Below are 25,572 nucleotides of genomic sequence, written 5' to 3'. Positions count from 1 at the left end.
CCGCAAAGCACAATCGCCCGCGATGTCTTCCTTCCGCCCCCTGCCTGCCGCCCGCCTCTGTCGTGCCGATGCCGTTGACGGTCACCGGCCGTTTGCCTGTCCCAAGGCCGCGATCGTGTGTTCCGCGGGGCGATGCCGATGAGCAGCCCTGTCCGGGCGCGGCTGCGTGACTGGGGGCCGGTCGCGCTGGAGCAGCTGCTGACCGTCGTCTGGCTCGGTTCGCTGTGGACGGTCGGCTATCTGGTCGCGCCGGTCCTGTTCGCGACGCTGCCGGAGCGCGCGCTGGCAGGTCAGGTTGCCGGCCGGCTGTTCACGCTCGTGGCCTGGCTGGGGCTCGGTTGCGGTGCGGCACTGCTCGCCCTCGCACTGTGGCGCTGGCGGCGGGCGCAGGCATCGCTGACGCTGGTGCTGCTGCCGGCGCTGATGCTGCTGCTCGTGCTGACCGGCGAATTCGGCCTGCAGCCGCGCATGGCGGAGCTGAAGGCGCTCGGGGAGAGCGGGGGGGCGATGTTTGCGCGCCTGCACGGCATCGCGGCGCTGCTGTATCTCGCCGAGAGCCTGCTCGGTCTGGGCTGGCTGGTCCTGCGCGTGCGCGAGACGCTCAGGCGGGCAGCGTGATGCGCGGCTTGTCCGGATTGCGTCTGAAGAAGGCCGCGATGTGGCCGATGCGCTGGACCAGTTCGCAGCCGGTGGCCTCGACGATGTCGGCGATCAGTGCCTCGCGCTGTTCGCGGTCGCCGGCGTTGACGCGCACCTTGATCAGCTCGTGATGCTCCAGCGCGAGGCGGACTTCGTCGAGGACGGCAGGCGTCACGCCGTTGGCGCCGACGATCACCACGGGTTTCAGCGGGTGGGCGAGGGCCTTCAGGTGACGCTTCTGGCTTTGCTTGAGCATGTCTGACCGGAGTGGAAATGTCTGAGGAAAAAGGGGCGCGGAGTGTAGCACGCGGCTCCCTGTCGGTTGCCGCGAGCCCGCTGAACGGCGTCAAGTTCGAGCTGGGCGTGATCCTGCTGGTCGGACTGCTGCTGGTGCCGGTGGTCGGGCGCGTGTTTGCCGAGCCGCTGTGGCAGCTGCTGGCGCTGGCCGCTTACGGCGTCGCCGGCGCGCTGTGGCTGGTGCTGCGCGCGCGGCGCGTGCTCGGCGAGCAGGCTCGCAGGAGTGCCGGCGATGGCGCGTAGCCGCAGCAGCCACCGCTGGCTGAAGGAGCACTTCGACGATGAGTTCGTCCGGCGCGCCCAGGCCGAGGGCTGGCGCTCGCGCGCCGTCTACAAGCTGCAGGAAATCAACGAGCGCGACCGGCTGCTGAAGCCCGGCACGACGCTCGTCGATCTCGGCGCCGCGCCGGGGGGCTGGTCGCAGTACGCGGCGCGCGCGCTCGGCGAGCGCGGCCGGGTGCTCGCGCTCGACATCCTGCCGATGGATGCGCTGGCCGGCGTCGACTTCATCCAGGGGGATTTCCGCGAGGAGACCGTGTTCGCGCAGCTGCTCGCGACGCTGGCCGGCACGCCGGTGGACCTTGTGATTTCCGACATGGCCCCCAATACCAGCGGTCTGAAGGCCGTCGACCAGCCCAAGCAGATGTATCTGGTCGAACTCGCGCTCGACTTCGCCCGTCAGACGCTCAGGCCCGGTGGTGACTTCCTGGTCAAGGTGTTCCAGGGCGAGGGCTTCGATGCGCTGCTGAAGGATCTGCGTGCGGATTTCGGCTCGGTGGCCACGCGCAAGCCGAAGGCCTCGCGGGCGCGCAGCGCCGAACTGTATCTGCTGGCCCGGAATTTCCGGTCGTAGTAACGTCATTCTTCATCCGGGCGCCGGGGTCGGTGTCCGGTCTTTCGCACGGCGAGGTGCCACCTTGAACGACATGGTCAAAAACATCCTGCTCTGGGTGGTGATTGCCGTCGTCCTGATGTCTGTGTTCAACAGCTTCGGACCGCGCACGTCGCCGTCTCAGCAGCTGACGTATTCGCAGTTCCTCGAAGAGGTCAAGCAGGGGCGCGTCGCGCACGTGTCGATCGACGGGCGCTCGATCTCCGGTCGCACCAGCACCGGCGAGAAGTTCATGACCTACAGCCCCGAGACCGACAACAAGGCGATGATCGGCACGCTGCTCGACAACCGCGTCGATGTCGAAGGCCGGCCGCCGGAGCAGCAGTCGGTCTGGATGCAGATCTTCATCAGCTGGTTCCCGATGCTGCTGCTGATCGGCGTCTGGGTGTTCTTCCTGCGCCAGATGCAGGGCGGGGCCGGCGGGCGCGGTGCGATGAGCTTCGGCAAGTCGCGGGCACGCATGATGAGCGAGGACCAGATCAAGGTCACCTTCGCCGATGTCGCCGGCTGCGACGAGGCCAAGGAGGAAGTCGGCGAACTCGTCGAGTTCCTGCGCGATCCCGGCAAGTTCCAGCGCCTTGGCGGCAAGATCCCGCGCGGCGTGCTGATGGTCGGCTCGCCCGGCACCGGCAAGACGCTGCTCGCCAAGGCGATCGCCGGCGAGGCCAAGGTGCCGTTCTTCTCGATCTCCGGTTCCGACTTCGTCGAGATGTTCGTCGGCGTCGGTGCCTCGCGCGTGCGCGACATGTTCGAGCAGGCCAAGAAGCACGCGCCGTGCATCATCTTCATCGACGAGATCGACGCGGTCGGCCGTCACCGCGGCGCCGGTCTCGGCGGCGGGCATGACGAGCGCGAGCAGACGCTGAACCAGCTGCTGGTCGAGATGGACGGCTTCGAGGGCAACGAGGGCATCATCGTCATCGCCGCGACCAACCGCCCGGACGTGCTCGATCCGGCGCTGCTGCGCCCCGGCCGCTTCGACCGGCAGGTGGTCGTGCCGCTGCCGGACGTGCGCGGTCGCGAGCAGATCCTGAAGGTGCACATGCGCAAGGTGCCGGTCGGCGGCGACGTGCGTCCGAGCCTGATCGCCCGCGGCACGCCGGGCTTCTCCGGTGCCGATCTCGCCAATCTGGTCAACGAGGCCGCGCTGTTCGCGGCCCGTGCCAACAAGCGCGAAGTCGGCATGGAGGAGTTCGAGAAGGCCAAGGACAAGATCATGATGGGCGCCGAGCGCAAGTCCATGGTCATGAGCGAGTCCGAGAAGAAGCTGACCGCCTACCACGAGGCCGGTCATGCGATCGTCGGGCGCACCGTTCCGGACCACGATCCGGTCTACAAGGTCAGCATCATCCCGCGTGGCCGCGCCCTCGGCGTGACGATGTTCCTGCCCGAACAGGACCGCTACAGCTACTCGCGCCAGCGTCTGGAGAGCCAGATCTCCAGCCTGTTCGGCGGGCGCATCGCCGAGGTGCTGATCTTCGGCTCGGATTCGGTGACCACCGGTGCCTCGAACGACATCGAGCGGGCGACCGAGATCGCCCGCAACATGGTCACGAAGTGGGGCCTGTCGGACCGGCTCGGGCCGCTGACCTACAGCGAGGACGACGGCGAGGTCTTCCTCGGCCGTTCGGTCACGCGCCACAAGAACGTCTCGGACGAGACCGCGCACGTGATCGATGAGGAAATCCGTTCGATCATCGATCGCAACTACCAGCGTGCCGAGCAGATCCTGCGCGATCACATGAACGCGCTGCACAAGATGTCCGAGGCGCTGATCAAGTACGAGACGATCGATTCCGACCAGATCGACGACATCCTCGCCGGTCGGGAACCGCGACCGCCGCAGGATTACGCCGATGTCGAACCGCCGGCCGCCGGGCCGGGGGCCTCGGCATCGAATGGCGGCAAGGGCGATGCCGGCCCGATCGGTGGTCCCGCGCAGCAGCACTGAGGCTGACCGGTATCGTGCAGTTGCAATGCGGTTCACGGGCCCTGGATCTTTCAGGGCCCGTCGTCATGGGGGTCCTGAACGTGACCCCCGACTCCTTTTCGGATGGCGGTCGCTGGATCGAGCCGGCAGCGGCGCTCGAACATGCGTACGCCATGGTCGAGGCCGGTGCGGCGCTGATCGACATCGGCGGTGAATCAACCCGGCCCGGTGCCGCCGAGGTATCCGAGGCCGAGGAGCTGCGCCGGGTCATTCCGCTGGTCGAGCACCTGAGTGCCGGGCTGGCCGTGCCGGTTTCGGTCGACACCAGCAAGCCGGCGGTCATGCGTGCCGCCATCGCGGCCGGTGCCGGCCTCATCAACGACGTCCGGGCCCTGCGTGCCTGTGGTGCGCTGGAGGTCGTTGCCGACAGTCAGGCCGCGGTCTGTCTGATGCACATGCAGGGAGAGCCGCGCACGATGCAGCAGGCGCCGGCGTACGCGGATGTCGTGGCCGAGGTCAGGGAGTTCCTGCTGGCCCGCGCCGCTGCCTGCCTGGCGGCCGGCATCGGGTCGCAGCGCATCGTGCTTGATCCCGGCTTCGGCTTCGGCAAGACGCTGACACACAACCTTTCATTGCTGCGCCACCTCGATGCGCTGACCGGTGGACAATGGCCGGTGCTCGTGGGGCTGTCGCGCAAGTCCATGATCGGCGCCGTGCTCGACCTGCCGCTGGAGCGGCGGGTCACGGGCAGCGTGGCCGCAGCACTGCTCGCGGCCGCCGCCGGTGCCCGCATCGTGCGGGTGCACGACGTGCGCGAGACGGTCGAGGCGCTGGGCATCCTGAGGGCCGTGCGCGCTGCACCCTGAGCGCAGCGTCCCGGTCATTCCGGTTTTTGGGTTTCTGGAATTTTTGGAAGCGCCAGACCAGCCGTCCGGCCGGTCGTGGCCAGACTGAATAAGGGTAGACAGATGCGTTATTTCGGTACCGACGGCATTCGGGGGCGGGTCGGCGAGGCACCGGTCACGGCCGATTTCATGCTCAAGCTGGGGTGGGCGGCCGGCAAGGTGCTGGCTGGCGCCGGTGCCCAGAAAGTCCTGATCGGCAAGGACACGCGGATTTCGGGTTACATGTTCGAATCGGCGCTGGAAGCCGGGCTTTCAGCCGCCGGCGTCAATATCGCGCTGCTCGGGCCGATGCCGACGCCGGCCATCGCCTATCTGACGCGCACGCTGCGCGCTGCCGCCGGCATCGTCATCAGCGCATCGCACAATCCCTACTGGGACAATGGCATCAAGTTCTTCGCGCGTGATGGTCGCAAGCTCCCCGACGAGATCGAGGCTGCCATCGAGCTCGAACTCGATCGGCCGATGACGACGGCCGGGCCTTCGGAACTCGGCAAGGCCGAGCGCATCATCGATGCCGCCGGCCGCTACATCGAATTCTGCAAGAGCACGGTGCCAGCCGCGCTGGATCTGCGTGGACTGCACATCGTCATCGACTGCGCCAACGGCGCGACCTACCACACCGCACCGAACGTGTTTTCCGAGATCGGTGCCCGGGTCACGGTGCTGGCCGCCTCGCCGGACGGCCTGAACATCAATCATGAGTGCGGATCGACCCGGCCGGCGGCGCTGCAGAAGGCGGTGCTCGAAGCCGGGGCCGATCTCGGCATCGCATTCGATGGCGATGGCGATCGCGTGATCATGGTCGATCGCCACGGTGCGGTCGTCGATGGGGATGAACTGCTGTACATCATCGCCTGTGATCGCCAGCGCATGCATGGCCTGCGCAACGATGCGGTCGTCGGCACGCAGATGAGCAACCTGGGGCTCGAACTCGGCCTGCGCGAACTCGGCATTGCCTTGTACCGTTCCAGGGTCGGCGACCGCTTCGTGATGGAACTGCTCAGCGAGCACGGTCTGTGCGTCGGTGGTGAAAGCTCCGGACACATCATCTGTCTGGATCGCACCACGACCGGCGACGGCATCGTTTCGGCCCTGCAGGTGCTGGCAGCGATGACGGCCACCGGCCGCGACCTGCGCGAGCTGCTGGCGGGCATGCACAAGTGCCCGCAGGTCATGGTGAACGTGCCGGTGCGACGACGCATCGACTGGGGCAGCTGCACGCCGGTCGTCGAAGCCGTGCGCGCGACCGAATCCGATCTGGCCGGACGCGGGCGCGTGCTGCTGCGGCCTTCCGGGACCGAGCCGGTCGTGCGCGTCATGGTCGAAGGCGACGATGCCGCCCGGGTACGCCGGCTCGCGCATCAGCTCGCCGAGATCGTCGCCGCGAGCGCGGCCGACTGAGTCAGGTTGCTTTCCGGTAAGGTTATGGCTAGAGTCCGCGGCCTTGCGGGGGGAGTCCATGCGCAGACGATTGGTCGCCGGTAACTGGAAAATGAACGGCTCGGTGGCGGCGGTGCGTGACTGGTGCGCGACCGTCGTGCAGGCGGCCGCAGAGGCTCCGGTCGACATCGCACTGTTTCCTCCGTACCCGCTGCTCGCTCAGGCCATGCAGTCGCTGGCCGGGACGAACGTGCAGTTCGGTGCGCAGGATGTCTCGATGCATGCGTCGGGTGCGTACACCGGTGAAGTGTCGGCGGCGATGCTGATCGAGGCGGGTTGCCGGCAGGTGCTGGTCGGGCATTCGGAGCGTCGCAGCTATCACGGCGAAACCGATGAGCAGGTTGCCGCCAAGTTTGCCGTGGCGCTGGATGCCGGGCTGGTGCCGGTGCTCTGTATCGGCGAAACGCTGGCGCAGCGCGAGGGCGGTGAAACCGATGCAGTCGTCGGTCGCCAGTTGCGGGCGGTGCTGGAGCGAGTCGGTGGTGACGGTCTGGCGAAGGGTGTCATTGCCTACGAGCCGGTCTGGGCAATCGGTACCGGCAGGACGGCTTCGCCGATGCAGGCTCAGGCCGTTCACGAAAATATCCGTGGAATCCTGCGGGATGCAAATGCTACGATGGCAGGCTCCATGAGGATTCTGTACGGCGGCAGTGTCAATGGTGACAATGCCGCCCAATTGTTCGAAATGCCGGATATCGACGGTGCGCTGGTTGGTGGGGCTTCACTGAATGCCCGCGAGTTTCTGCGCATTGTGCGAACCGCCTGATTCGGTTTCGAAATGTATACGGTCATCCTGTTTGTTCATGTGCTGATTGCCATTGCCCTGATCGTGCTGGTATTATTACAGCAGGGTAAGGGTGCCGATGCCGGTGCTGCGTTTGGAAGTGGTGCTTCGGCAACCGTATTCGGCGCGCGTGGTTCGGCGAACTTTCTGAGCAAGACGACAGCCATGCTGGCTACGGGGTTCTTCGTTACCAGTCTGGTGCTGGCGTATTTCGCGAGTGCGACCTCGCAGCCGGTCAGTGTCGTGCAGCCGGTGCCGGCGCAGCAGCTGCCTTCGGGGCCGGCTGATGTGCCAAGCCTGCCGGCGCAGTCAGGCAAGTAATGACCGGCATGCCGTGATTTTCAGTTTGATGCCGACGTGGTGGAATTGGTAGACACGCTATCTTGAGGTGGTAGTGGCTAACGCCGTCCCGGTTCGAGTCCGGGCGTCGGCACCATTGATGTATCCGGGCGCTCGCAAGAGCGCCTTTTTTATTACTGAAGTGTTTTGCTCGGGTAAGTCTCTGATTGTGAAATTAAACCCGCCCTGGATTTCTTGACTTGCCGGCGGGGTGAACCTAGACTTCCGCCGCTTTGGCATGTCCCGATGCAGCGGGGTTTGCCACAGAAGCATCACTTCCTAGACAGTCCTCGCACAGAAGGAACGACGTTGATGCTGGAAAATTACCTCCCCATTCTCGTGTTCGTGCTGATCGGTGTCGTCGTCGGTGGCGTGGCCATTGCTGCCGGCATGGTCCTGGGTCCGAATCATCCGGACAGTGAAAAGCTCTCGCCTTACGAGTGCGGCTTCGAGGCCTTCGAAGATTCGCGAATGAAGTTCGATGTCCGCTATTACCTCGTGGCCATCCTGTTCATCATCTTCGATCTCGAAATCGCCTTCCTGTTCCCGTGGGCTGTCGTGCTCGATCAGATCGGTGGCTTTGGTTTCGTGGCGATGGCCGTGTTCCTGGGCATTCTCGTCATCGGCTTCATCTACGAGTGGAAGAAGGGGGCACTGGAATGGGAATAGAAGGGCTTCTTGAAAAAGGCGTTGTCACCACCACGGCCGACAAGCTGATCAACTGGGCGCGTACCGGTTCGCTCTGGCCGATGACTTTCGGCCTTGCCTGCTGTGCGGTCGAAATGATGCACGCCGGCGCTTCCCGTTACGACCTCGATCGATTCGGCATCGTGTTCCGGCCGAGTCCGCGCCAGTCCGACGTCATGATCGTGGCCGGCACGCTGGTCAACAAGATGGCCCCCGCCCTGCGCAAGGTCTATGACCAGATGGCCGAACCGCGCTGGGTGATTTCGATGGGTTCCTGCGCCAACGGCGGTGGTTATTACCACTATTCCTATGCTGTCGTGCGCGGTTGCGACCGTATCGTGCCCGTCGACGTCTATGTGCCCGGCTGTCCGCCGACGGCCGAGGCGCTGCTGTACGGCATCATCCAGTTGCAGAACAAGATCAAGCGCACCAACACGATTGCCCGCTAAGGGAACCGCTCATGTCCGAAACTGCTGAAAGCTTGTGGGAGGCGCTGTCGGCGCGCTTCGGAGTCGCGATCACCGGACATAATCTTTGCTGCGGCGAACTGACCATCGAGGTCGATGCCGCGGTGGCGCTCGATGTATTTGTCGCCCTGCGGGATGAATCCGGTTTCGAGGAACTCATGGACGTTGCCGGCGTGGATTATTCCGCATACGGACTGACGGAATGGGCCACGGACGATACTTCGTCACGCGGTTTCAGCCGCGGTTTCGTTGCCCGCGCTCCGGGTCGTTCGGCGGCGGCCGTCAATGATGCCCTGGCCGATGCTCCGCTGGAGCGCCGGTTCGCGGCTGTCTATCAGCTGCTGTCGGTTTCACGCAATGAGCGTCTGCGGGTCCGGGTTTTTGCGCCGGATGATGAACTGCCGGTCGTGCCGTCCGTGATCAATGTCTGGTCCAGCGCCAGCTGGTACGAGCGTGAAGCCTTCGATCTGTACGGCATCGTGTTTGAAGGCCATCCGGACCTGCGCCGCCTGCTGACCGATTACGGCTTTGTCGGTCATCCGTTCCGCAAGGATTTCCCGCTGATCGGCAACGTGGAAATGCGTTACGACCCGGAGCGTGCCCGTGTCGTGTACGAGCCGGTGTCGATCGATCCGCGCGTGCTGGTGCCGCGCGTGATCCGTGAAGATCACCGCTACGTTTCCGAATCCTGATCGAGGAGCGCTTGCGCGATGCCCGAGATTCGCAATTACACCCTGAACTTCGGTCCGCAGCATCCCGCAGCGCATGGCGTGTTGCGCCTGGTGCTGGAGCTGGACGGCGAGGTCATCCAGCGCGCCGATCCGCACATCGGCCTGCTGCACCGCGGCACCGAGAAACTGGCCGAATCCAAGCCGTTCAATCAGTCGATCGGCTACATGGACCGGCTCGACTACGTGTCGATGATGTGCAACGAGCACGGCTACGTGCTGGCCATCGAAAAGCTGCTCGGGGTCGAAGTACCGCTGCGCGCCCAGTACATCCGCGTGATGTTCGACGAAATCACGCGCATCCTGAACCATCTGATGTGGCTCGGTGCCCACGGTCTCGACATCGGCGCGATGACGGTCTTCCTGTACTGCTTCCGTGAGCGTGAAGACCTCATGGACTGCTACGAGGGCGTCTCGGGTGCGCGCATGCATGCGACCTATTACCGGCCGGGCGGTGTTGCCCGCGATCTGCCGGACAGCATGCCGAAGTACGAATACAACGCCTACCGGTCGAAGGCCGAGATCGATGCGCTGAACGAGACGCGCGGCGGCTCGATGCTCGATTTCCTCGAAGCCTTCACCGAGCGTTTCCCGGGCCGGGTCGACGAATACGAAACCCTGCTGACCGAAAACCGCATCTGGAAGCAGCGCACGGTCGGCATCGGTGTCGTGACGCCGGAGCGCGCGCTGCAGCTCGGTTTCAGCGGCCCGATGCTGCGCGGTTCCGGCATCGAATGGGATCTGCGCCGCAAGCGCCCGTATGAGGTCTACGATCGCCTCGACTTCGACATTCCGGTCGGCACGCACGGCGATTGCTACGACCGCTATCTGGTGCGCGTCGAGGAGATGCGCCAGTCGAACCGGATCATCCGCCAGTGCATCCGCTGGCTGCGGGACAATCCGGGGCCGGTGATGCCGGAAGGCCACAAGGTTTCGCCGCCCAAGCGCACCGAGATGAAGGAGTCGATGGAAGCCCTCATCCATCACTTCAAGCTGTTCTCCGAGGGCTACTGCGTGCCGGCCGGCGAAGTCTATGCGGCCGTCGAGCATCCGAAGGGTGAGTTCGGCGTGTATCTGATTTCCGACGGTGCCAACAAGCCGTACCGGCTGAAGGTGCGGGCGCCCGGTTTCGCGCATCTGTCGGCAATCGACGAAATGGTGCGCGGTCACATGCTTGCCGACGTCGTCGCCGTGATCGGTACGCAGGACATCGTGTTCGGGGAGATCGACCGCTGATGAGCCAGAACAAGCATGCCGTGCTGTCCGAGCACGCCTGTCACGAAATCGACCGCTGGGTCGCCAAATATCCGCCGGAGCGCAAGCAGTCGGCGGTGCTGGCCGCGCTGCGCGAAGTGCAGCACGAAAACGGCGGGTATCTCACGAACGAACTGATGGACGCGGTGGCCGATTATCTCGGCCTGCCCGCGATCGCGGTCTATGAGGTCGCGTCGTTCTATTCGATGTACGAACTGAAGCCCGTCGGCCGGCACAACATCGCGGTCTGCACGAACATCTCGTGCATGCTGCGTGGCTCGGACGAAATCGTCGCGCACATCGAGCAGAAACTCGGCATCAGACTCGGCGAAAGCACTGCGGATGGCAAGTTCTACCTGAAGAAGGAAGAGGAATGCCTGGCCGCCTGTGCGAGTGCACCGATGATGCAGGTCGATCACGTCTACTACGAGAACCTGACGACCGCCGAGGTCGACCGGATTCTCGACAGCCTGGAGTGAGCGCTCGATGTTCCTGAACGGGATGCTGTATGCGACGAAGACCCTGGAAAATCCATGGTCGTTCGATACCTATGTCCAGCAGGGCGGTTACGAGGCGTGGAAGAAGATCCTGCGCGGCGAACTGACTTCGGATGAGGTCATCGACATCGTCAAGGCCTCGGGCCTGCGCGGCCGCGGCGGTGCCGGTTTTCCGACCGGTCTCAAATGGAGTTTCATGCCGCGCAAGGCTCCGGGCCAGAAGTACGTCGTCTGCAATTCGGACGAGTCCGAACCCGGTACCTGCAAGGACCGTGAAATCCTGATCTATAACCCGCATGCGCTGGTCGAGGGCATGGCGATCGCCGGTTTCGCGATCGGGGCCACCGCCGGTTACAACTACATGCGCGGCGAGTTCATGGACGAGCCCTACCTGCATTTCGAGCAGGCGGTCAACGAGGCCTACGCCGCCGGTCTGCTCGGCAGGAACGTCCAGGGCTCGGGCATCGATTTCGACCTGTATCCGTCGCTCGGTGCCGGCGCCTACATCTGCGGCGAGGAAACCGCGCTGCTCGAATCGCTGGAAGGCAAGAAGGGCCAGCCGCGCTTCAAGCCGCCGTTCCCGGCGAATTTCGGTCTGTACGGCCGTCCGACGACGATCAACAACACCGAGTCGCTGGCCTCGGTGCCGTACATCCTGCGCAACGGCGCCCAGTGGTTCGCCGATCTCGGCATTCCGGGGGCCGGTGGCTGCAAGATCTTCTCGGTGTCGGGACACGTCGCCAAGCCCGGCAATTTCGAGATCCGTCTCGGCACGCCGTTCAAGGATCTGCTGGAACTGGCAGGCGGGGTCTGGAAGGGGCGCAAGCTCAAGGCCGTGATCCCCGGCGGTTCGTCGGTGCCGGTGGTGCCGGCCGAGACCATGCTCAAGGTCAACATGGACTATGACTCGATCTCGAAGGGTGCCGGTTCGATGCTCGGCTCCGGCGCGGTCATCGTCATGGACGAGACCACCGACATGGTCAGGGCGCTGCAGCGCCTGTCGCGATTCTATTTTTCCGAGTCCTGCGGCCAGTGCACGCCGTGTCGCGAAGGCACGGGCTGGCTGTACCGGATGCTGACGCGCATCGTCGAGGGCCAGGGCCGTCCCGAGGACATCGACCTGCTCGACAGCGTGGCGAGCAAGATCGAGGGGCGCACGATCTGCGCCCTCGGCGATGCCGCCGCGATGCCGGTGCGCAGCTTCGTCAAGCATTACCGCCACGAGTTCGCGTACTACATCGAGCACAAGCGCAGCATGGTGCCCGGCGCGAACGCGGTCGCGGCCTGACGCGCCATCCAACCATCAGAGCGCCGGGAACGAGAGATGAGTGAGGATCTGGTCAATATCGAGGTCAACGGCACGCCGCTGCAGGCCCGCAAGGGGCAGATGCTGATCGAGGTGACCGACGCGGCCGGCATCACGGTGCCGCGCTTCTGCTACCACAAGAAGCTGTCGATCGCGGCCAACTGCCGCATGTGTCTGGTCGAGGTCGAGAAGGCCCCGAAGCCGCTGCCGGCCTGTGCAACGCCGGTCATGGACGGCATGAAGGTGCAGACGCGCTCGCCGAAGGCACTGGCTGCGCAGAAAGGCACGATGGAGTTCCTGCTGATCAATCATCCGCTCGACTGCCCGATCTGCGATCAGGGCGGCGAGTGCGAGCTGCAGGACGTGGCGATGGGCTACGGCGGCGACGTCTCGCGTTACGTCGAGCGCAAGCGCGTGGTCAAGGACAAGGACATCGGTCCGCTGGTCGCGACCGAGATGACGCGCTGCATCCACTGCACCCGCTGCGTGCGCTTCGGCGAGGAGATCGCCGGCCTGCGCGAGATGGGCGCGACCGGTCGTGGCGAGAACACCGAGATCGGCACCTACGTCAGGAAGAGCCTGGCCTCGGAACTCTCCGGCAACATCATCGACCTCTGCCCGGTCGGCGCGCTGACGGCCAAGCCCTCGCGCTACACGGCGCGTTCCTGGGAGATGAGCCAGCACGCCGGCATCGCCGGGCATGACGGCATCGGCTCCAGCGTCTGGCATCACGTGCGCTACGGCAAGATCGTGCGCACCGTGCCGCGCGAGAACGAGGCGGTCAACGAAGTCTGGCTGTCCGACCGGGATCGCTTCTCCTACGAAGGCCTGTACTCCAGCGACCGTGCCACGCAGCCGATGGTGCGCGCAGCGGACGGTGCGCTGGCCATCACCGGCTGGGAGGCCGCGCTCGAAGCGACCGCCGCCGGGCTGAAGGCGGTGATCGCGAAGCACGGGGCCGCCCAGGTCGGCGTGCTGGTCTCGCCGAGTGCGACGCTTGAGGAGCTGTTCCTTGCGCAGAAGCTCGCGCGCGGTCTCGGCATCGCCAGCATCGACCATCGCCTGCGTCAGATCGATTTCACGGCCGCTGCCGGGGGTTATCCGTCGCTCGGGCTCGCGCTCGCCGACGTGCCCAGGCTCGATGCGGCGCTGGTCATCGGTTCGAACGTGCGCATGGAACTGCCGCTGTTCGCGCACCGCCTGCGTCAGGCCTCGCTGAAGGGCGGCAAGATCGCGTTCCTGAACCCGGTGCGCTACGCGCAGACGCTGGACCCGGCGGCCGAGTTCGTCGTCTCGCCGGCCGCGATGGTCGGCACTCTGGCGCGCCTCGCGGCGGCGGTGGCCGGCGTGAAGGGGGTGAACGTGCCCGCGGCGCTGGCTGCGGCCGGTGAGCCGTCCGAGGCCGAGCGCGGCTACGCCGAAACGCTGGCCGGTGCCGGCAGGGCGGCGATCTTCCTCGGCCAGCTCGCGCTCTCGCATCCGCAGTACGCACAGCTGCAGGCCATCGCCGGCTTCCTGGCGCGCAGCTGCGGGGCGACGGTCGGTTATCTCGCCCCCGGTGCCAATGCTGCCGGTGCGAGCCTCGCCGGTGCCCTGCCGGCCGAAGGCGGGCAGGATGCGCAGGCGATGCTCGCGGCCGGACTCAAGGGCTACGTGCTGATCGGCATCGAGCCCGAGTTCGACTGCGCGGCACCGGCGGTCGCGGCCAGGGCGCTTGCCGGGGCCGAGTTCGTCGTGGCGCTGGGCACGCACCTCGGCGGCACCGTCGAGCGCGAGGCCGATGTCGTGCTGCCGGTCGCGGCCTGCGTCGAAACCTCCGGCACCTTCGTCAACCTCGAAGGCCGCTGGCAGGACTTCCAGGCCGTGGCGCGCGCGCCCGGTCAGGTCCGGCCCGGCTGGAAGGTGCTGCGCGTGCTCGGCAACCTGCTCGGCGTCGCCGGTTTCGACCATCTCAGCTCGGCCGACGTGGCTGCCGAGGCGCGCAGCGCCGCGGACGGCATCGCCGCGACCGGAGCGGTCGAGGTCGCGCCCGCCGATGTGCAGCCGGCCGGGGAGGGGCTGGCGTGCATCGTCGAGGTGCCGATCTACGCGATCGATCCGATCGTGCGCCGTGCCGCCGCGCTGCAGGCCTCGCCGCTCGCCGTGTCCGCCGAAGTCCGCATCGGCACCGCCGGTGCCGGGCAGTTCGGGCTGACCGCCGATGCGCGTGCCAGCGTCGGATGCGACGGCAATGCCGTGGTCCTGCCCGTGAAGATCGACGACCGCATTCCGGACGGCTGCGTCTGGGTGCCGGCCGGCGTGGAAGCGACCGGAGCGCTCGGTGCGGGCGCCGGTCCGGTCGAGGTCCGCCCGGCCTGAGCGCCGACACCCGACACCGAGGGGGGGAACGACGGGGGGCCTGCCGCACGGCAGGCACCCCGGCGTTGCGATCCGGAACAGAATGACAAGCTCGACAGGACAGAGACCGTGGACAGCCTTTTGACCCTGGTGCTGATACTCCTCAAGATCGTCGCGATCGTCGCGCCGCTGATGCTGTCGGTCGCGTATCTGACCTATGCCGAACGCAAGATCATCGGCTACATCCAGGTGCGCATCGGCCCGAACCGCGTCGGCCCCAAGGGCTGGCTGCAGCCGATCGCCGACGCCGTGAAGCTGATGATGAAGGAAATCGTCATCCCGACCGGCGCGAACCGCTTCCTGTTCGTGCTGGCGCCGGTGCTGTCGATCGGCCCGGCGCTCGCGGCCTGGGCGGCGATCCCGCTCGGCGACGGCATCGTGCTGTCGCACATCGACGCCGGCCTGCTGTACCTGCTGGCGATGACCTCGCTCGGCGTGTACGGCGTCATCATCGCCGGCTGGGCCTCGAACTCGAAGTATTCCTTCCTCGGCGCGATGCGCTCGGCCGCGCAGATCGTCTCGTATGAAATCGCGATGGGCTTCGCGCTGGTCGGCGTGCTGATGGCCGGTGGCAGCCTGAACCTCAACGAGATCGTCCGCGCGCAGTCGGGCAGCGTGCTGCACTGGTTCTGGCTGCCGCTGCTGCCGCTGTTCATCGTGTATTTCATCTCCGGCGTCGCCGAGACCAACCGCGCGCCGTTCGACGTGGCCGAGGGCGAATCCGAAATCGTCGCCGGCTTCCACGTCGAATACTCGGGCATGACCTTCGCGGTGTTCTTCCTCGCCGAATACGCGAACATGATCCTGATCTCGGCGCTCGCCGCGACGATGTTCCTCGGCGGCTGGCTGTCGCCGTTCCAGGGCATCCCGCTGCTCGGCGCGCTGTTCACGTGGGTGCCCGGGGCGGTGTGGCTGATCCTGAAGACGGCCGTGTTCCTGTTCCTGTTCCTGTGGCTGCGTGCGACCTTCCCGCGCTATCGCTACGACCAGATCATGCGTCTCGGCTGGAAGGTGTTCATTCCGGTGACGATCGTGTGGCTGGCCGTGGTCGGCGTGGCGAAGTGGGCGCATCTGGCGCCGTGGTTCGACTGAGGCCGGAGGGGCGACAAAGCAATGGCTGCTCTCAAACACTATTTCCGCAGTTTCCTGCTCTGGGAGCTGTTCATCGGTCTGCGCCTGACCGGCAAGTACCTGTTCGCGCGCAAGATCACGGTGCAGTACCCGGAAGAGAAGACGCCGATGAGCCCGCGCTTCCGCGGCCTGCACGCGCTGCGCCGCTATCCGAACGGCGAGGAGCGCTGCATCGCCTGCAAGCTCTGCGAGGCGGTCTGCCCGGCGCTGGCGATCACGATCGACATGCAGCAGCGCGAGGACGGCACGCGCCGGACCACGCGCTACGACATCGACCTGTTCAAGTGCATCTTCTGCGGATTCTGCGAGGAGTCCTGTCCGGTCGATTCGATCGTCGAGACGCGCTTCTTCGAGTACGCCTTCGAGAAGCGTGAGGAATCGATCATGACCAAGCCGAAGCTGCTCGCGCACGGCGACCGCATGGAAGCCTCGATCGCTGCCGACCGCGCCGCCGACGCGCGCTACCGCTGAGCCGCCACGGGAACCGAGATCATGGGCTTCGAGAAATTCCTGTTCTACGTCTTCGCCATCGTGCTGGTGTTCGCGTCGGTGCGGGTCATCACCGTGCGCAACCCCGTGCATGCGGCGCTGTTCCTGGTGCTGGCCTTCTTCACCAGCGCGGCGCTCTGGCTGCTGCTGCAGGCCGAGTTCCTGGCCATCGCACTGGTGCTCGTGTACGTCGGCGCCGTCATGGTGCTGTTCCTGTTCGTCGTGATGATGCTCGACATCAACGTCGCGCCGCTGCGGGAGGGCTTCATCCGCAACGCACCGCTCGGCATCGCCGTCGCGACGATCATCGTCATCGAGATGGCGCTGGTGCTGACCTCGGATCGCTCCGGTCTGGTCAGCGGTGCGCTGCAGAACTACGCGGCCGATCACAGCAACACCAAGGAACTCGGCAGCGTCATGTACACGCTCTACGCGTACCCGTTCGAGATTGCCGCACTCATCCTGCTGGTCGCCATCGTCGCCGCGATCGGCCTGACGATGCGTCGCCGTCAGGGCGTGCGCTACGTCGATCCGGCAGAGCAGGTGGCCGTGCGGCGCGAGGGCCGGGTGCGACTCGTCAATCTGGCAGCCGAAAAGAAGAGCTGAGAGCGGGTCGTGCGCACCGCCGGTTGCAGCCGCAGATCCATGCGGCTGCAACGGTGTCCGGAATTACAGAAACATTGCGTTAGGGGGATGGATGATCGCGCTTACTGATTACCTGGTGCTCGGGGCGATCCTCTTTTGTCTCAGCGTGGCGGGCATTTTCCTGAACCGGAAAAATGTCATCATCCTGCTGATGTCCATCGAGTTGATGCTGCTGGCGGTCAATTTCAACTTCATCGCGTTTTCCCGCTTTCTCGGCGACAGCGCCGGGCAGGTGTTCGTGTTCTTCATTCTTACCGTGGCGGCCGCGGAATCGGCGATCGGCCTCGCGATCCTGGTGGTGCTGTTCCGCAACCGCCGCACGATCAACGTCGGCGATCTCGACACGATGAAGGGTTGAGCGCATGCAGACCGTCTATCTCTCCCTCGTACTCGCGCCGCTGTTCGGTGCCATCATCGCCGGCCTGTTCGGCCGGCAGATCGGCCGCAGCGCCGCGCACTGGGTCACGATCATCGGTGTCGCGATCTCGTTCCTGCTGTCGCTCGCGGTGTTCAAGCACCACGTCATCGACGGCGCGCCGGCCTACAACGCCACCGTCTACACGTGGATGGTCATCGACGGCATCCGGCTCGAAGTCGGATTCCTCGTCGATTCGCTGACCGTCATGATGATCACCGTCGTGACCTTCGTGTCGCTGATGGTGCACATCTACACGATCGGCTACATGCACGACGATCCGGGCTACCAGCGCTTCTTCAGCTACATCTCGCTGTTCACGTTCTCGATGCTGATGCTGGTCATGTCGAACAACTTCCTGCAGCTGTTCTTCGGCTGGGAAGCGGTCGGCGTCGTGTCGTATCTGCTGATCGGTTTCTGGTTCAAGCGCCCGACCGCGATCTACGCGAACATGAAGGCCTTCCTCGTCAACCGCGTCGGCGATTTCGGCTTCCTGCTCGGCATCGCCGCGGTGCTGATGTATTTCAACAGCCTCGATTACCAGGATGTCTTCCACGCCGCGCCGCTGTTCGCGAACGCCAAGATGCAGATCATTCCCGGCGTCGAATGGTCGGTGATGACCGTCACCTGCATCCTGCTGTTCATCGGTGCGATGGGCAAATCCGCGCAGGTGCCGCTGCACGTCTGGCTGCCGGATTCCATGGAAGGTCCGACGCCGATCTCGGCGCTGATCCACGCCGCGACCATGGTCACGGCCGGCATCTTCATGGTCTCGCGCATGTCGCCGCTGTTCGAGCTGTCGACGACGGCGCTGTCCTTCGTGCTCGTGATCGGTTCGATCACGGCGCTGTTCATGGGCTTCCTCGGCATCATCCAGAACGACATCAAGCGCGTCGTCGCCTACTCGACGCTGTCGCAGCTCGGCTACATGACCGTCGCGCTCGGCGTGTCGGCCTACTCGGCGGCCGTGTTCCACCTGATGACGCACGCCTTCTTCAAGGCGCTGCTGTTCCTCGGTGCCGGCTCGGTGATCATCGGCATGCACCACGAGCAGGACATGCGCAAGATGGGCGGCCTGCGCAAGTACATGCCGATCACCTGGTTCACGTCGCTGCTCGGCTCGCTGGCGCTGATCGGTTTCCCGGGCTTCTCGGGCTTCTATTCGAAGGACAGCATCATCGAGGCCGTGCATGCCTCGCACATCCCGGGTTCCGGCTTCGCGTACTTCGCCGTCATCGTCGGCGTGTTCGTGACCGCGTTCTACTCGTTCCGGATGTACTTCCTCGTGTTCCACGGCGAGGAGCGCTTCCACCACCATGACGATGCCCACGGCCACGGCCATGACGCGCACCACGACGACGACCACGGGCACGGCCACCACGGCGGCACGCCGCACGAGTCGCCGTGGGTCGTCACCGTGCCGCTGATCCTGCTGGCGATCCCGTCGGTGATCATCGGTGGCAAGACCATCGCGCCGATGCTGTTCGGTGACTTCTTCCAGGGCGTCATCCACGTCGCGCCCGAGCACGACACGCTGCACCACCTGGCCAGCGAGTTCCACAGCGCGCTCGGCATGGCCTTCCACGGCCTGCTGACGCTGCCGTTCTGGCTGGCGATGGCCGGCGTCGGCAGTGCGTATTACATCTACATGAAGCGCCCGGACATCGCCGAGAAGACCCGGGCGAAGTTCGCGCCGGTCTACCGGCTGCTCGATCGCAAGTACGGTTTCGACGACTTCAACCAGGCGGTGTTTGCCGACGGCAGCGTCGTTGCCGGCAAGGCGCTCTGGAAGTACGGCGACGCCGGCCTGATCGACGGTGTGGTCGTCAACGGCTCGGCAAAGACCATCGGCTGGCTGGCCGGCGTCGTGCGCCACGTGCAGTCCGGGTATCTGTATCACTACGCCTTCGCGATGATCATCGGCCTGCTCGGGCTGCTGACCTGGATTGTCGTGCGGTGACAGCGGGGGAATAGACCGAGATGCTTTCGCAATTTCCACTCCTGAGTCTCGTCATCTGGGCACCGATCCTCGGCGGCATCGGCGTGCTGTTCGTCGGCGACGACAGTCCGGCCAAGGCGCGGCGCCTGGCGCTGGTCGCGTCGATCGCGACCTTCGTGCTCAGCATTCCGCTGTGGACGAACTTCAGCCTCGGCACCGCGGACATGCAGTTCCAGGAACTGTATCCGTGGATCCCGGGCTTCAAGATCAACTACCACCTCGGCGTCGACGGCTTCTCGATGCCGCTGATCCTGCTGACGACCTTCATCACCGTGCTGGTCGTGATCGCCGGCTGGGAAGTCATCCAGTACCGCGTCGCGCAGTACATGGCGGCCTTCCTGATCATGGAAGGCCTGATGATCGGCGTGTTCGCGGCGCTTGATGCGATCCTGTTCTACGTGTTCTTCGAAGCGATGCTGATCCCGATGTTCCTGGTCATCGGCATCTGGGGCGGTCCGCGCCGGGTGTACGCGACGATCAAGTTCTTCCTGTACACGTTCTTCGGCTCGGTGTTCATGCTGGTCGCGCTGATGTACATGTACTTCAAGTCCGGCAGCTTCGAGATCCTTGCCTTCCACAACCTCAAGCTCGGCATGACCGAGCAGGTGCTGATCTTCCTCGCCTTCGTCGGTGCGTTCGCGGTCAAGGTGCCGATGTTCCCGGTGCACACCTGGCTGCCCGATGCGCACGTCGAGGCGCCGACCGGCGGCTCGGTGATCCTCGCGGCGATCACGCTGAAGATCGGCGGCTACGGCTTCCTGCGCTTCGCGCTGCCGATCACGCCGGACGCCTCGGCCTCGCTCGACTGGCTGATCCTCGGCATGTCGCTGATCGCGGTGGTCTACATCGGCCTGGTCGCGCTGATCCAGCAGGACATGAAGAAGCTGATCGCGTACTCGTCGATCGCGCACATGGGCTTCGTGACGCTCGGCTTCTTCATCGTGTTCTCGATCCTGCGCGCGACCGAGTCGACCTCGGGTGCGGCGATGGGCATCGGCGGCGGCATGGTGCAGATGGTCTCGCACGGCTTCATCTCCGGCGCGATGTTCCTCTGCGTCGGCGTGCTCTATGACCGCGTGCATTCGCGCCAGATCAAGGACTACGGCGGTGTCGCCAACACGATGCCGGTGTTCGCGGCCTTCATGGTGCTGTTCGGCCTGGCCAACGCCGGCCTGCCGGGCACCTCGGGCTTCGTCGGCGAGTTCATGGTCATCCTGTCGAGCTTCAAGGGCAGCTTCTGGATCGCGTTCCTCGCCTCGTTCACGCTGATCCTCGGCGCGGCCTACACGCTGTGGCTGATCAAGCGCGTCGTGTTCGGCGAGGTCGTGCACCAGCACGTCGCCGAGCTGCAGGACGTGAACGCCCGCGAATTCACGATCCTCGCGGTGCTGGCCGTCGCGGTGCTCGCACTCGGCCTGTGGCCGCAGCCGCTGACCGACGTGATGCAGGCCTCGATCGAGCGGCTCGTGCAGCACGTGCTCGTGACCAAGCTCTGAGCCGGTGAACCCCGGCCGTCGCCCGCCGGCACTCCGGCGGGCGACGGTCGCAACCGCATACGGTGATAGGGAATAACATGACCTTCGTCCCGCCTGACCTGATGCCCGCCCTGCCGGAAATCTTCGTCGCGACGATGGCCTGCCTCGTGCTGGTCATCGACGTGTATCTGCCCGAGGCCCGGCGCACGACGACGCTGTGGCTGTCGATCGCCACGCTGCTGTTTGCCGCCCTGCTGACGCTGGCGACGGCCCCGGAAGCCCGCGTGCCCGGCTTCCACGGCCACTTCGTGCGCGACGCGATGGGCGACGTGCTGAAGATCGGTGTCTATCTGTCGATGGCCGCCGCGCTGCTGTATTCGCGTGACTACCTGCGCAACCGCACGCTGTTCAAGGGCGAGTACTACGTGCTCGCGCTGTTCGCGGTGCTCGGCATGATGGTGATGATCTCGGCCGCGAGCTTCCTGACCGTGTATCTCGGCCTCGAACTGCTGTCGCTGTCGCTGTACGCGCTGGTCGCCTTCGATCGCGAGGACGGCCGCTGTTCGGAATCGGCGATGAAGTACTTCGTGCTCGGTGCGCTCGCCTCCGGCATGCTGCTGTACGGCATCTCGATGATGTACGGCGCCACCGGCAGCCTGAACCTCGCGAGCGTCGCGCAGGCGATCGCCGGCAAGGGCGACAAGACCCTCGTGCTCATCTTCGGCACCGCCTTCCTGGTCGTCGGCCTCGCGTTCAAGCTCGGCGCCGTGCCCTTCCACATGTGGCTGCCGGATGTCTATCAGGGCGCGCCGACCTCGGTGACGATGATCGTCGCCTCGGCACCGAAGCTCGCGGCCTTCGCGCTGACGATGCGCATCCTGGTCGAGGGCGTCGCGCCGCTCGGGGCCGACTGGCAGCAGATGCTGATGGTGCTCGCCGCGCTGTCGATCGCCGCCGGCAACGTCATCGCCATCGCCCAGACCAACATCAAGCGCCTGCTCGCGTATTCGACGATCTCGCACGTCGGCTTCATCCTGCTCGGCTTCGTTGCCGGCACGGCCGAGGGCTACGCGGCGTCGATGTTCTACGCGCTGACCTACGTGCTGATGACGGTCGGCTCCTTCGGCCTGCTGATCCTCTGCGGTCGCGCCGGCGTCGAGATCGAGAACATCTCGGATCTCAAGGGCCTCAACGACCGCAGCCCGTGGCTGGCGTTCATGATGCTGGTGCTGATGATGTCGACCGCCGGCATTCCGTTCCTGGTCGGCTTCTACGCCAAGTTCGCCGTGCTGCAGGCGGTCGTTGCGCAGGGCTTCGTCGGGCTCGCGATCTTCGCGGTGATCCTGTCGGTGATCGGCGCGTTCTACTACCTGCGCGTCGTCAAGGTCATGTACTTCGACAAGGCCGAGGACGACACCACCCTCAGCGTGTCGGCCGATGCGCAGGTGCTGATGGGCGCCAACGGTCTGGCGGTGATGCTGCTCGGCGTCTATCCGTCGGGGCTGATGGCGCTCTGCAGCGCCGCGATCCACTGACGGCACGGACGAGGGCGGCAATGGGTCAGGATGCGCTGGTCACCCTGTGGCTGCTGCTTGCAGCGGTGGCGGTCAACCTGCCCTGGCTCAGCGACCGCCTGCTGCTGGTGCGCAGCGCCGGGGCCGCCGGCAAGCCGACCTGGCTGCGCTGGCTGGAATGGCTGCTGCTCGCCGTGCTGGTCACGGCCGCGGGCCTTGCCAGCGAGTGGAAGGCGACCGGCGAGCATCATCCGCAGGACTGGGAGTTCTACGTCGTCGCGATCTGCCTGTCGCTGGTCGCGGCGATGCCGGGCTTCGTCTATCGCTACCAGTGGCTGCCGCTCGCCAGCCGGCGGACGCGCGGCTTGTAGGGGCGGGCGGCTGTTGTTATAGTCCGCGGCTCGCGGTGCAGGGGGCAGCTTCAGGCCGCCTGCACCGGGTCCGGTTGCCGGACACGGGTCCTTGACCCGCCCGCCACCTCAGTCGTGACACCGGGCCCCTAGCGGGCCTTTTTCTTACCCGCGTTCCGGCGTACGAGTGACGGCATGCGGGTGCTCAGGACAGGCAGTCAGGAATTTCAGTGGGCCTCGGGCCCACTTTTCATTTGGGTATCGATCGATGCGCGCCGATCCTTACAAGCTGCGGGAACTGCTCGGGCCGTCGATTGCCGGCCTCGGCTGCGAACTCGTCGGCATCGAGTATCACCCGAACTCGGCGAACGCCCTGCTGCGCATCTATATCGATCGCGCCGAGGGCGTGACGGTCGATGACTGCGAGCGTGTCAGCCGTCAGGTCAGCGCGCTGCTGGATGTGGCCGACCCGGTGCCCGGGCACTACACGCTGGAAGTGTCGTCACCCGGTCTGGACCGGCCGCTGTTCGAGCCGGAGCATTTCCAGCGTTTCACCGGCCGTCAGGCGCGTGTGCAGCTCGGCATGGCGCTCGATGGCCGGCGGCGCTTCGTCGGCGAGATCCTCGGCCTGCGTGACGGCGAGCTGTTGCTGCGCTGCGAGGGCACGGAAGTCGCGATTCCCCTGGACCGCATCGAAAAGGCACGACTGGTTCCCGAATTCTGAATCGGGGAGATGGGATACAGGCGCTATGAGCAAAGAGATTCTTCTGGTGGTCGATGCCGTCTCCAACGAGAAGGGTGTGGCGAAGACCGTGATTTTCGAAGCAATCGAGGCCGCGCTGGCCTCGGCTGCCAAGAAGCGCTACGCCGGCGATCCGGACGTGCGCGTCGAGATCAACCGCAAGACCGGCGAGTACCACACCTTCCGCTGCTGGGAGGTGCTGGCCGATGACATCGAACCCGAATTTCCCGATCGCCAGCTGCCGCTCGGGCGTGCCGTCGAACTCGACCCGGCTGCCGAGACCGGGGCCCTGATCACCGAGCCGCTCGAGAACGCCGCCTTCGGCCGCATCGCCGCGCAGACCGCCAAGCAGGTCATCGTGCAGAAGGTGCGCGAGGCCGAGCGGGCGCAGGTCGTCGACCAGTTCCTGCCGCGCCGTGGCCAGCTGATCAGCGGGGTGGTCAAGCGCGTCGAGCGCGGCAACGTGCTCGTCGATCTCGGTGGCAACATCGAGGCCATGGTCGCGCGCGAGGACATGATCGCGCGCGAGCCGGTGCGCAATGGCGACCGCATCCGCGGCTGGCTGAAGGACGTGCGCCACGAGCCGCGCGGCCCGCAGATCTTCCTGAGCCGCACGGCGCCGGAGTTCCTGATCGAGCTGTTCCGGCTCGAAGTCCCGGAGGTCGGTCAGGGCGTCATCGAGATCAAGGGCGCGGCGCGCGATCCGGGCGTGCGCGCCAAGATCGCGGTCAAGACCAACGACCAGCGCATCGATCCGGTCGGGGCCTGCGTCGGCATGCGCGGCTCGCGCGTGCAGAGCGTCTCGACCGAACTGGCCGGCGAGCGCATCGACATCGTGCTCTGGAACGACAACCCGGCGCAGTTCGTGATCAATGCCATGTCGCCGGCCGAGGTGATCTCGATCGTCGTCGACGAGGACAGTCACGCGATGGACATCGCGGTCGCCGAGGAAAAGCTGTCGCAGGCCATCGGCCGCGGCGGTCAGAACGTGCGCCTGGCCTCGGATCTGACCGGCTGGGAGCTCAACGTCATGACGCTCGCGCAGGCCGAGGCCAAGAGTGGCCAGGAAGCGCAGGCGGTCCTGCAGATGTTCATGGACATGCTGTCGGTCGATGCCGACGTGGCGGAAATCCTGGTGCGCGAAGGTTTTTCAACGCTGGAGGAAGTGGCCTACGTGCCTGTACACGAGATGCTGGAGGTCGAGGAATTCGACCAGGAAATCGTCGACGAACTGCGCGCCCGGGCGCGCGACGCGCTGCTGACGCGCGCGATCGCAGCCGAGGAGCAGGTCGGCGATGCCGAACCGGCGGAAGATCTGCGGCGCATGGAGGGCATGGACGAGGATCTGGCGTTCCTGCTGGCCGGCAAGGGTGTGCGCACGCAGGAAGATTTGGCGGAGCTGTCCGTGGATGATCTGATCGACATGGCGGATATCGACGAAGCACGTGCCGCGCAACTCATCATGACGGCGCGTGCGCCCTGGTTCAGCGGCGACCAGGGCTAGCAGGTCGGGGGTACGGAATTATGACGGAAGTAACGGTCAAGCAGTTTGCAGCGGTCGTCGGCACACCGGTCGACCGGCTGCTGGAGCAGTTTGCGGAAGCAGGCATTCAGGTCGGCGGTGCGGATTCGAGCATCACCGACCAGCAGAAAATGGAATTGCTGGCGCACCTGCGCAAGAGCCACGGGCGCAAGGAGTCCCTGGCGGTCGCCGAGCCGAAGAAGATCACGCTGCAGCGCAAGACGCACAGCGAGATCAAGGTCGCGGCAGCCCCCGGGCAGACGAAGACGGTCAGCGTCGAGGTGCGCAAGAAGCGCACCTACGTCAAGCGCGAGCCGCTGCCGGGTGAAACCGTGCCGGTGACCGAGACGGCGCCGGCCGAGGAGTTCGCGGATGACGCGGCGGCGATCGCCGAGACCTTCGCCGCCGAAGCGCCCGCATCCACCGAGGCCTACACCGAAGCCGTGCCGGAGCCGGTGGCCGAGACCGGACCGGCCACGGCCCGCGCCACGCCGGCCCGTTCGACGGTCCAGCGCGCCGCACCGGTCGAGCGCCGGCCGGTTGCGCCGTCGACCTCGGTGCTCGCCCGTCCGCGTGCCGATCAGAACAGGGCTCGTGCCAACGAATCCCTGGAGCTGCCGCGCGTCGACAACACGCGGCCGAAGGTGGTCGGCGTCGTCTCCAAGAAGCAGGTGGCGCGCGATGACGCGGCCGCCGCAGCGGCGGCCGCCCCCGCGCCTGCCGCAACC

27 protein-coding genes and 1 tRNA gene are annotated in these 25,572 nt (G+C 65.7%); 27 read left to right on the top strand and 1 reads right to left on the bottom strand.

What is annotated here, in order from left to right:
* Positions 1 to 138 precede the first annotated feature (138 nt).
* Positions 139 to 618, top strand: coding sequence for a DUF4149 domain-containing protein (locus tag PKE44_RS02570; protein ID WP_324548099.1), 480 nt, complete (start codon positions 139 to 141; stop codon positions 616 to 618).
* Here PKE44_RS02570 and yhbY read toward each other — a convergent pair.
* Entirely contained in the window at positions 602 to 895 is a 294-nt protein-coding gene (gene yhbY / locus PKE44_RS02565; protein WP_324548098.1) for a ribosome assembly RNA-binding protein YhbY, read from the bottom strand. The two genes, PKE44_RS02570 and yhbY, sit on opposite strands and share 17 nt — an antisense overlap.
* A 17-nt stretch (positions 896 to 912) precedes the next feature.
* Here yhbY and PKE44_RS02560 point away from each other — a divergent pair, with 17 nt between their 5' ends.
* The 26 genes from PKE44_RS02560 to PKE44_RS02435 form a co-directional block, all read left to right on the top strand.
* Positions 913 to 1,179 carry a hypothetical protein gene (locus PKE44_RS02560; RefSeq protein ID WP_324548097.1) on the top strand — a complete coding sequence of 89 codons (267 nt, stop codon included), beginning with the start codon at positions 913 to 915 and terminating at the stop codon, positions 1,177 to 1,179.
* A complete protein-coding gene (gene rlmE / locus PKE44_RS02555) occupies positions 1,169 to 1,789 on the top strand; it encodes a 23S rRNA (uridine(2552)-2'-O)-methyltransferase RlmE (protein ID WP_324548096.1) in 621 nt (206 codons plus the stop codon). Before PKE44_RS02560 ends, rlmE begins: the two co-directional genes overlap by 11 nt.
* Before the next feature lie 73 nt (positions 1,790 to 1,862).
* Entirely contained in the window at positions 1,863 to 3,779 is a 1,917-nt protein-coding gene (gene ftsH / locus PKE44_RS02550) for an ATP-dependent zinc metalloprotease FtsH (RefSeq protein ID WP_324548095.1), read from the top strand.
* A 65-nt stretch (positions 3,780 to 3,844) separates the two neighbouring features.
* Positions 3,845 to 4,624, top strand: coding sequence for a dihydropteroate synthase (gene folP, locus PKE44_RS02545; protein WP_324548100.1), 780 nt, complete (start codon positions 3,845 to 3,847; stop codon positions 4,622 to 4,624).
* Positions 4,625 to 4,726: 102 nt separating this feature from the next.
* The gene (gene glmM / locus PKE44_RS02540; protein ID WP_324548094.1) at positions 4,727 to 6,064 is read left to right on the top strand and encodes a phosphoglucosamine mutase; all 1,338 of its coding nucleotides are present in this window, start codon (positions 4,727 to 4,729) and stop codon (positions 6,062 to 6,064) included.
* A 58-nt stretch (positions 6,065 to 6,122) separates the two neighbouring features.
* Positions 6,123 to 6,869 carry a triose-phosphate isomerase gene (gene tpiA, locus PKE44_RS02535; protein ID WP_324548093.1) on the top strand — a complete coding sequence of 249 codons (747 nt, stop codon included), beginning with the start codon at positions 6,123 to 6,125 and terminating at the stop codon, positions 6,867 to 6,869.
* A 12-nt stretch (positions 6,870 to 6,881) separates the two neighbouring features.
* Positions 6,882 to 7,208, top strand: coding sequence for a preprotein translocase subunit SecG (gene secG, locus PKE44_RS02530; RefSeq protein ID WP_324548092.1), 327 nt, complete (start codon positions 6,882 to 6,884; stop codon positions 7,206 to 7,208).
* A gap of 30 nt (positions 7,209 to 7,238) precedes the next feature.
* Positions 7,239 to 7,323, top strand: a tRNA-Leu gene (locus PKE44_RS02525).
* A 215-nt stretch (positions 7,324 to 7,538) separates the two neighbouring features.
* Positions 7,539 to 7,895 carry an NADH-quinone oxidoreductase subunit A gene (locus PKE44_RS02520; RefSeq protein ID WP_324548091.1) on the top strand — a complete coding sequence of 119 codons (357 nt, stop codon included), beginning with the start codon at positions 7,539 to 7,541 and terminating at the stop codon, positions 7,893 to 7,895.
* A complete protein-coding gene (locus tag PKE44_RS02515) occupies positions 7,886 to 8,362 on the top strand; it encodes an NADH-quinone oxidoreductase subunit B family protein (protein ID WP_324548090.1) in 477 nt (158 codons plus the stop codon). The genes PKE44_RS02520 and PKE44_RS02515 overlap by 10 nt, the downstream gene beginning before the upstream one ends.
* Positions 8,363 to 8,373: 11 nt before the next feature.
* Positions 8,374 to 9,072 (top strand): NADH-quinone oxidoreductase subunit C, encoded by a 699-nt coding sequence (locus PKE44_RS02510; RefSeq protein ID WP_324548089.1) that lies wholly within the window; start codon positions 8,374 to 8,376, stop codon positions 9,070 to 9,072.
* A gap of 18 nt (positions 9,073 to 9,090) precedes the next feature.
* The gene (locus PKE44_RS02505) at positions 9,091 to 10,344 is read left to right on the top strand and encodes an NADH-quinone oxidoreductase subunit D (protein WP_324548088.1); all 1,254 of its coding nucleotides are present in this window, start codon (positions 9,091 to 9,093) and stop codon (positions 10,342 to 10,344) included.
* Complete coding sequence (gene nuoE / locus PKE44_RS02500) at positions 10,344 to 10,841, top strand: NADH-quinone oxidoreductase subunit NuoE (protein ID WP_324548087.1); 498 nt, start codon at positions 10,344 to 10,346, stop codon at positions 10,839 to 10,841. The genes PKE44_RS02505 and nuoE overlap by 1 nt, the downstream gene beginning before the upstream one ends.
* Before the next feature lie 7 nt (positions 10,842 to 10,848).
* Positions 10,849 to 12,147, top strand: a complete 1,299-nt coding sequence (gene nuoF / locus PKE44_RS02495; protein WP_324548086.1) for an NADH-quinone oxidoreductase subunit NuoF — start codon at positions 10,849 to 10,851, stop codon at positions 12,145 to 12,147.
* A 36-nt stretch (positions 12,148 to 12,183) separates the two neighbouring features.
* Positions 12,184 to 14,523: an NADH-quinone oxidoreductase subunit NuoG gene (nuoG, locus tag PKE44_RS02490; RefSeq protein ID WP_324548085.1), complete on the top strand. Its 2,340-nt coding sequence runs from the start codon at positions 12,184 to 12,186 to the stop codon at positions 14,521 to 14,523.
* 108 nt (positions 14,524 to 14,631) lie between these two features.
* Positions 14,632 to 15,654, top strand: a complete 1,023-nt coding sequence (gene nuoH, locus PKE44_RS02485; RefSeq protein WP_324548084.1) for an NADH-quinone oxidoreductase subunit NuoH — start codon at positions 14,632 to 14,634, stop codon at positions 15,652 to 15,654.
* A 21-nt stretch (positions 15,655 to 15,675) separates the two neighbouring features.
* On the top strand, positions 15,676 to 16,164 hold the full coding sequence (gene nuoI / locus PKE44_RS02480) for an NADH-quinone oxidoreductase subunit NuoI (protein WP_324548083.1): 489 nt from the start codon (positions 15,676 to 15,678) through the stop codon (positions 16,162 to 16,164).
* A 21-nt stretch (positions 16,165 to 16,185) separates the two neighbouring features.
* Positions 16,186 to 16,788 carry an NADH-quinone oxidoreductase subunit J gene (locus PKE44_RS02475; protein WP_324548082.1) on the top strand — a complete coding sequence of 201 codons (603 nt, stop codon included), beginning with the start codon at positions 16,186 to 16,188 and terminating at the stop codon, positions 16,786 to 16,788.
* 91 nt (positions 16,789 to 16,879) lie between these two features.
* Positions 16,880 to 17,185 (top strand): NADH-quinone oxidoreductase subunit NuoK, encoded by a 306-nt coding sequence (gene nuoK, locus PKE44_RS02470; protein WP_324548081.1) that lies wholly within the window; start codon positions 16,880 to 16,882, stop codon positions 17,183 to 17,185.
* A 4-nt stretch (positions 17,186 to 17,189) separates the two neighbouring features.
* A complete protein-coding gene (nuoL, locus tag PKE44_RS02465) occupies positions 17,190 to 19,202 on the top strand; it encodes an NADH-quinone oxidoreductase subunit L (RefSeq protein ID WP_324548080.1) in 2,013 nt (670 codons plus the stop codon).
* Positions 19,203 to 19,222: 20 nt separating this feature from the next.
* Positions 19,223 to 20,737 carry an NADH-quinone oxidoreductase subunit M gene (locus tag PKE44_RS02460; protein WP_324548079.1) on the top strand — a complete coding sequence of 505 codons (1,515 nt, stop codon included), beginning with the start codon at positions 19,223 to 19,225 and terminating at the stop codon, positions 20,735 to 20,737.
* A 77-nt stretch (positions 20,738 to 20,814) separates the two neighbouring features.
* Positions 20,815 to 22,251 (top strand): NADH-quinone oxidoreductase subunit NuoN, encoded by a 1,437-nt coding sequence (gene nuoN / locus PKE44_RS02455; protein ID WP_324548077.1) that lies wholly within the window; start codon positions 20,815 to 20,817, stop codon positions 22,249 to 22,251.
* A 20-nt stretch (positions 22,252 to 22,271) separates the two neighbouring features.
* Positions 22,272 to 22,601 carry a DUF2818 family protein gene (locus PKE44_RS02450; RefSeq protein WP_324548076.1) on the top strand — a complete coding sequence of 110 codons (330 nt, stop codon included), beginning with the start codon at positions 22,272 to 22,274 and terminating at the stop codon, positions 22,599 to 22,601.
* Between the two features lie 247 nt (positions 22,602 to 22,848).
* Entirely contained in the window at positions 22,849 to 23,304 is a 456-nt protein-coding gene (rimP, locus tag PKE44_RS02445) for a ribosome maturation factor RimP (protein ID WP_324548075.1), read from the top strand.
* A 25-nt stretch (positions 23,305 to 23,329) separates the two neighbouring features.
* Positions 23,330 to 24,826 (top strand): transcription termination factor NusA, encoded by a 1,497-nt coding sequence (gene nusA, locus PKE44_RS02440; RefSeq protein WP_324548074.1) that lies wholly within the window; start codon positions 23,330 to 23,332, stop codon positions 24,824 to 24,826.
* Between the two features lie 20 nt (positions 24,827 to 24,846).
* Positions 24,847 to 25,572: translation initiation factor IF-2 associated domain-containing protein (locus PKE44_RS02435; protein WP_324548073.1), on the top strand; the 726-nt coding region annotated here is incomplete at its 3' end.

Origin of the sequence: Plasticicumulans sp. (assembly GCF_035331805.1) — a bacterium.
Lineage (GTDB): Bacteria > Pseudomonadota > Gammaproteobacteria > Competibacterales > Competibacteraceae > Plasticicumulans.
Note: the sequence above shows the minus strand (reverse complement) of the source record. Positions and strands in the feature narration are given on the sequence as shown.

Coding starts and splice junctions, on each gene's coding strand:
- ftsH (WP_324548095.1), top strand. CDS start 1,863: ATGGTCAAAAACATCCTGCTCTGGGTGGTGATTGCCGTCGTCCTGATG.
- secG (WP_324548092.1), top strand. CDS start 6,882: ATGTATACGGTCATCCTGTTTGTTCATGTGCTGATTGCCATTGCCCTG.
- nuoN (WP_324548077.1), top strand. CDS start 20,815: ATGACCTTCGTCCCGCCTGACCTGATGCCCGCCCTGCCGGAAATCTTC.
- PKE44_RS02460 (WP_324548079.1), top strand. CDS start 19,223: ATGCTTTCGCAATTTCCACTCCTGAGTCTCGTCATCTGGGCACCGATC.
- PKE44_RS02450 (WP_324548076.1), top strand. CDS start 22,272: ATGGGTCAGGATGCGCTGGTCACCCTGTGGCTGCTGCTTGCAGCGGTG.
- folP (WP_324548100.1), top strand. CDS start 3,845: ATGGGGGTCCTGAACGTGACCCCCGACTCCTTTTCGGATGGCGGTCGC.
- nuoE (WP_324548087.1), top strand. CDS start 10,344: ATGAGCCAGAACAAGCATGCCGTGCTGTCCGAGCACGCCTGTCACGAA.
- tpiA (WP_324548093.1), top strand. CDS start 6,123: ATGCGCAGACGATTGGTCGCCGGTAACTGGAAAATGAACGGCTCGGTG.
- glmM (WP_324548094.1), top strand. CDS start 4,727: ATGCGTTATTTCGGTACCGACGGCATTCGGGGGCGGGTCGGCGAGGCA.
- PKE44_RS02520 (WP_324548091.1), top strand. CDS start 7,539: ATGCTGGAAAATTACCTCCCCATTCTCGTGTTCGTGCTGATCGGTGTC.
- PKE44_RS02560 (WP_324548097.1), top strand. CDS start 913: ATGTCTGAGGAAAAAGGGGCGCGGAGTGTAGCACGCGGCTCCCTGTCG.
- nuoK (WP_324548081.1), top strand. CDS start 16,880: ATGATCGCGCTTACTGATTACCTGGTGCTCGGGGCGATCCTCTTTTGT.
- nuoF (WP_324548086.1), top strand. CDS start 10,849: ATGTTCCTGAACGGGATGCTGTATGCGACGAAGACCCTGGAAAATCCA.
- PKE44_RS02475 (WP_324548082.1), top strand. CDS start 16,186: ATGGGCTTCGAGAAATTCCTGTTCTACGTCTTCGCCATCGTGCTGGTG.
- rlmE (WP_324548096.1), top strand. CDS start 1,169: ATGGCGCGTAGCCGCAGCAGCCACCGCTGGCTGAAGGAGCACTTCGAC.
- nuoL (WP_324548080.1), top strand. CDS start 17,190: ATGCAGACCGTCTATCTCTCCCTCGTACTCGCGCCGCTGTTCGGTGCC.
- PKE44_RS02505 (WP_324548088.1), top strand. CDS start 9,091: ATGCCCGAGATTCGCAATTACACCCTGAACTTCGGTCCGCAGCATCCC.
- nusA (WP_324548074.1), top strand. CDS start 23,330: ATGAGCAAAGAGATTCTTCTGGTGGTCGATGCCGTCTCCAACGAGAAG.
- nuoI (WP_324548083.1), top strand. CDS start 15,676: ATGGCTGCTCTCAAACACTATTTCCGCAGTTTCCTGCTCTGGGAGCTG.
- yhbY (WP_324548098.1), bottom strand. CDS start 895: ATGCTCAAGCAAAGCCAGAAGCGTCACCTGAAGGCCCTCGCCCACCCG.
- PKE44_RS02515 (WP_324548090.1), top strand. CDS start 7,886: ATGGGAATAGAAGGGCTTCTTGAAAAAGGCGTTGTCACCACCACGGCC.
- PKE44_RS02570 (WP_324548099.1), top strand. CDS start 139: ATGAGCAGCCCTGTCCGGGCGCGGCTGCGTGACTGGGGGCCGGTCGCG.
- rimP (WP_324548075.1), top strand. CDS start 22,849: ATGCGCGCCGATCCTTACAAGCTGCGGGAACTGCTCGGGCCGTCGATT.
- PKE44_RS02510 (WP_324548089.1), top strand. CDS start 8,374: ATGTCCGAAACTGCTGAAAGCTTGTGGGAGGCGCTGTCGGCGCGCTTC.
- nuoG (WP_324548085.1), top strand. CDS start 12,184: ATGAGTGAGGATCTGGTCAATATCGAGGTCAACGGCACGCCGCTGCAG.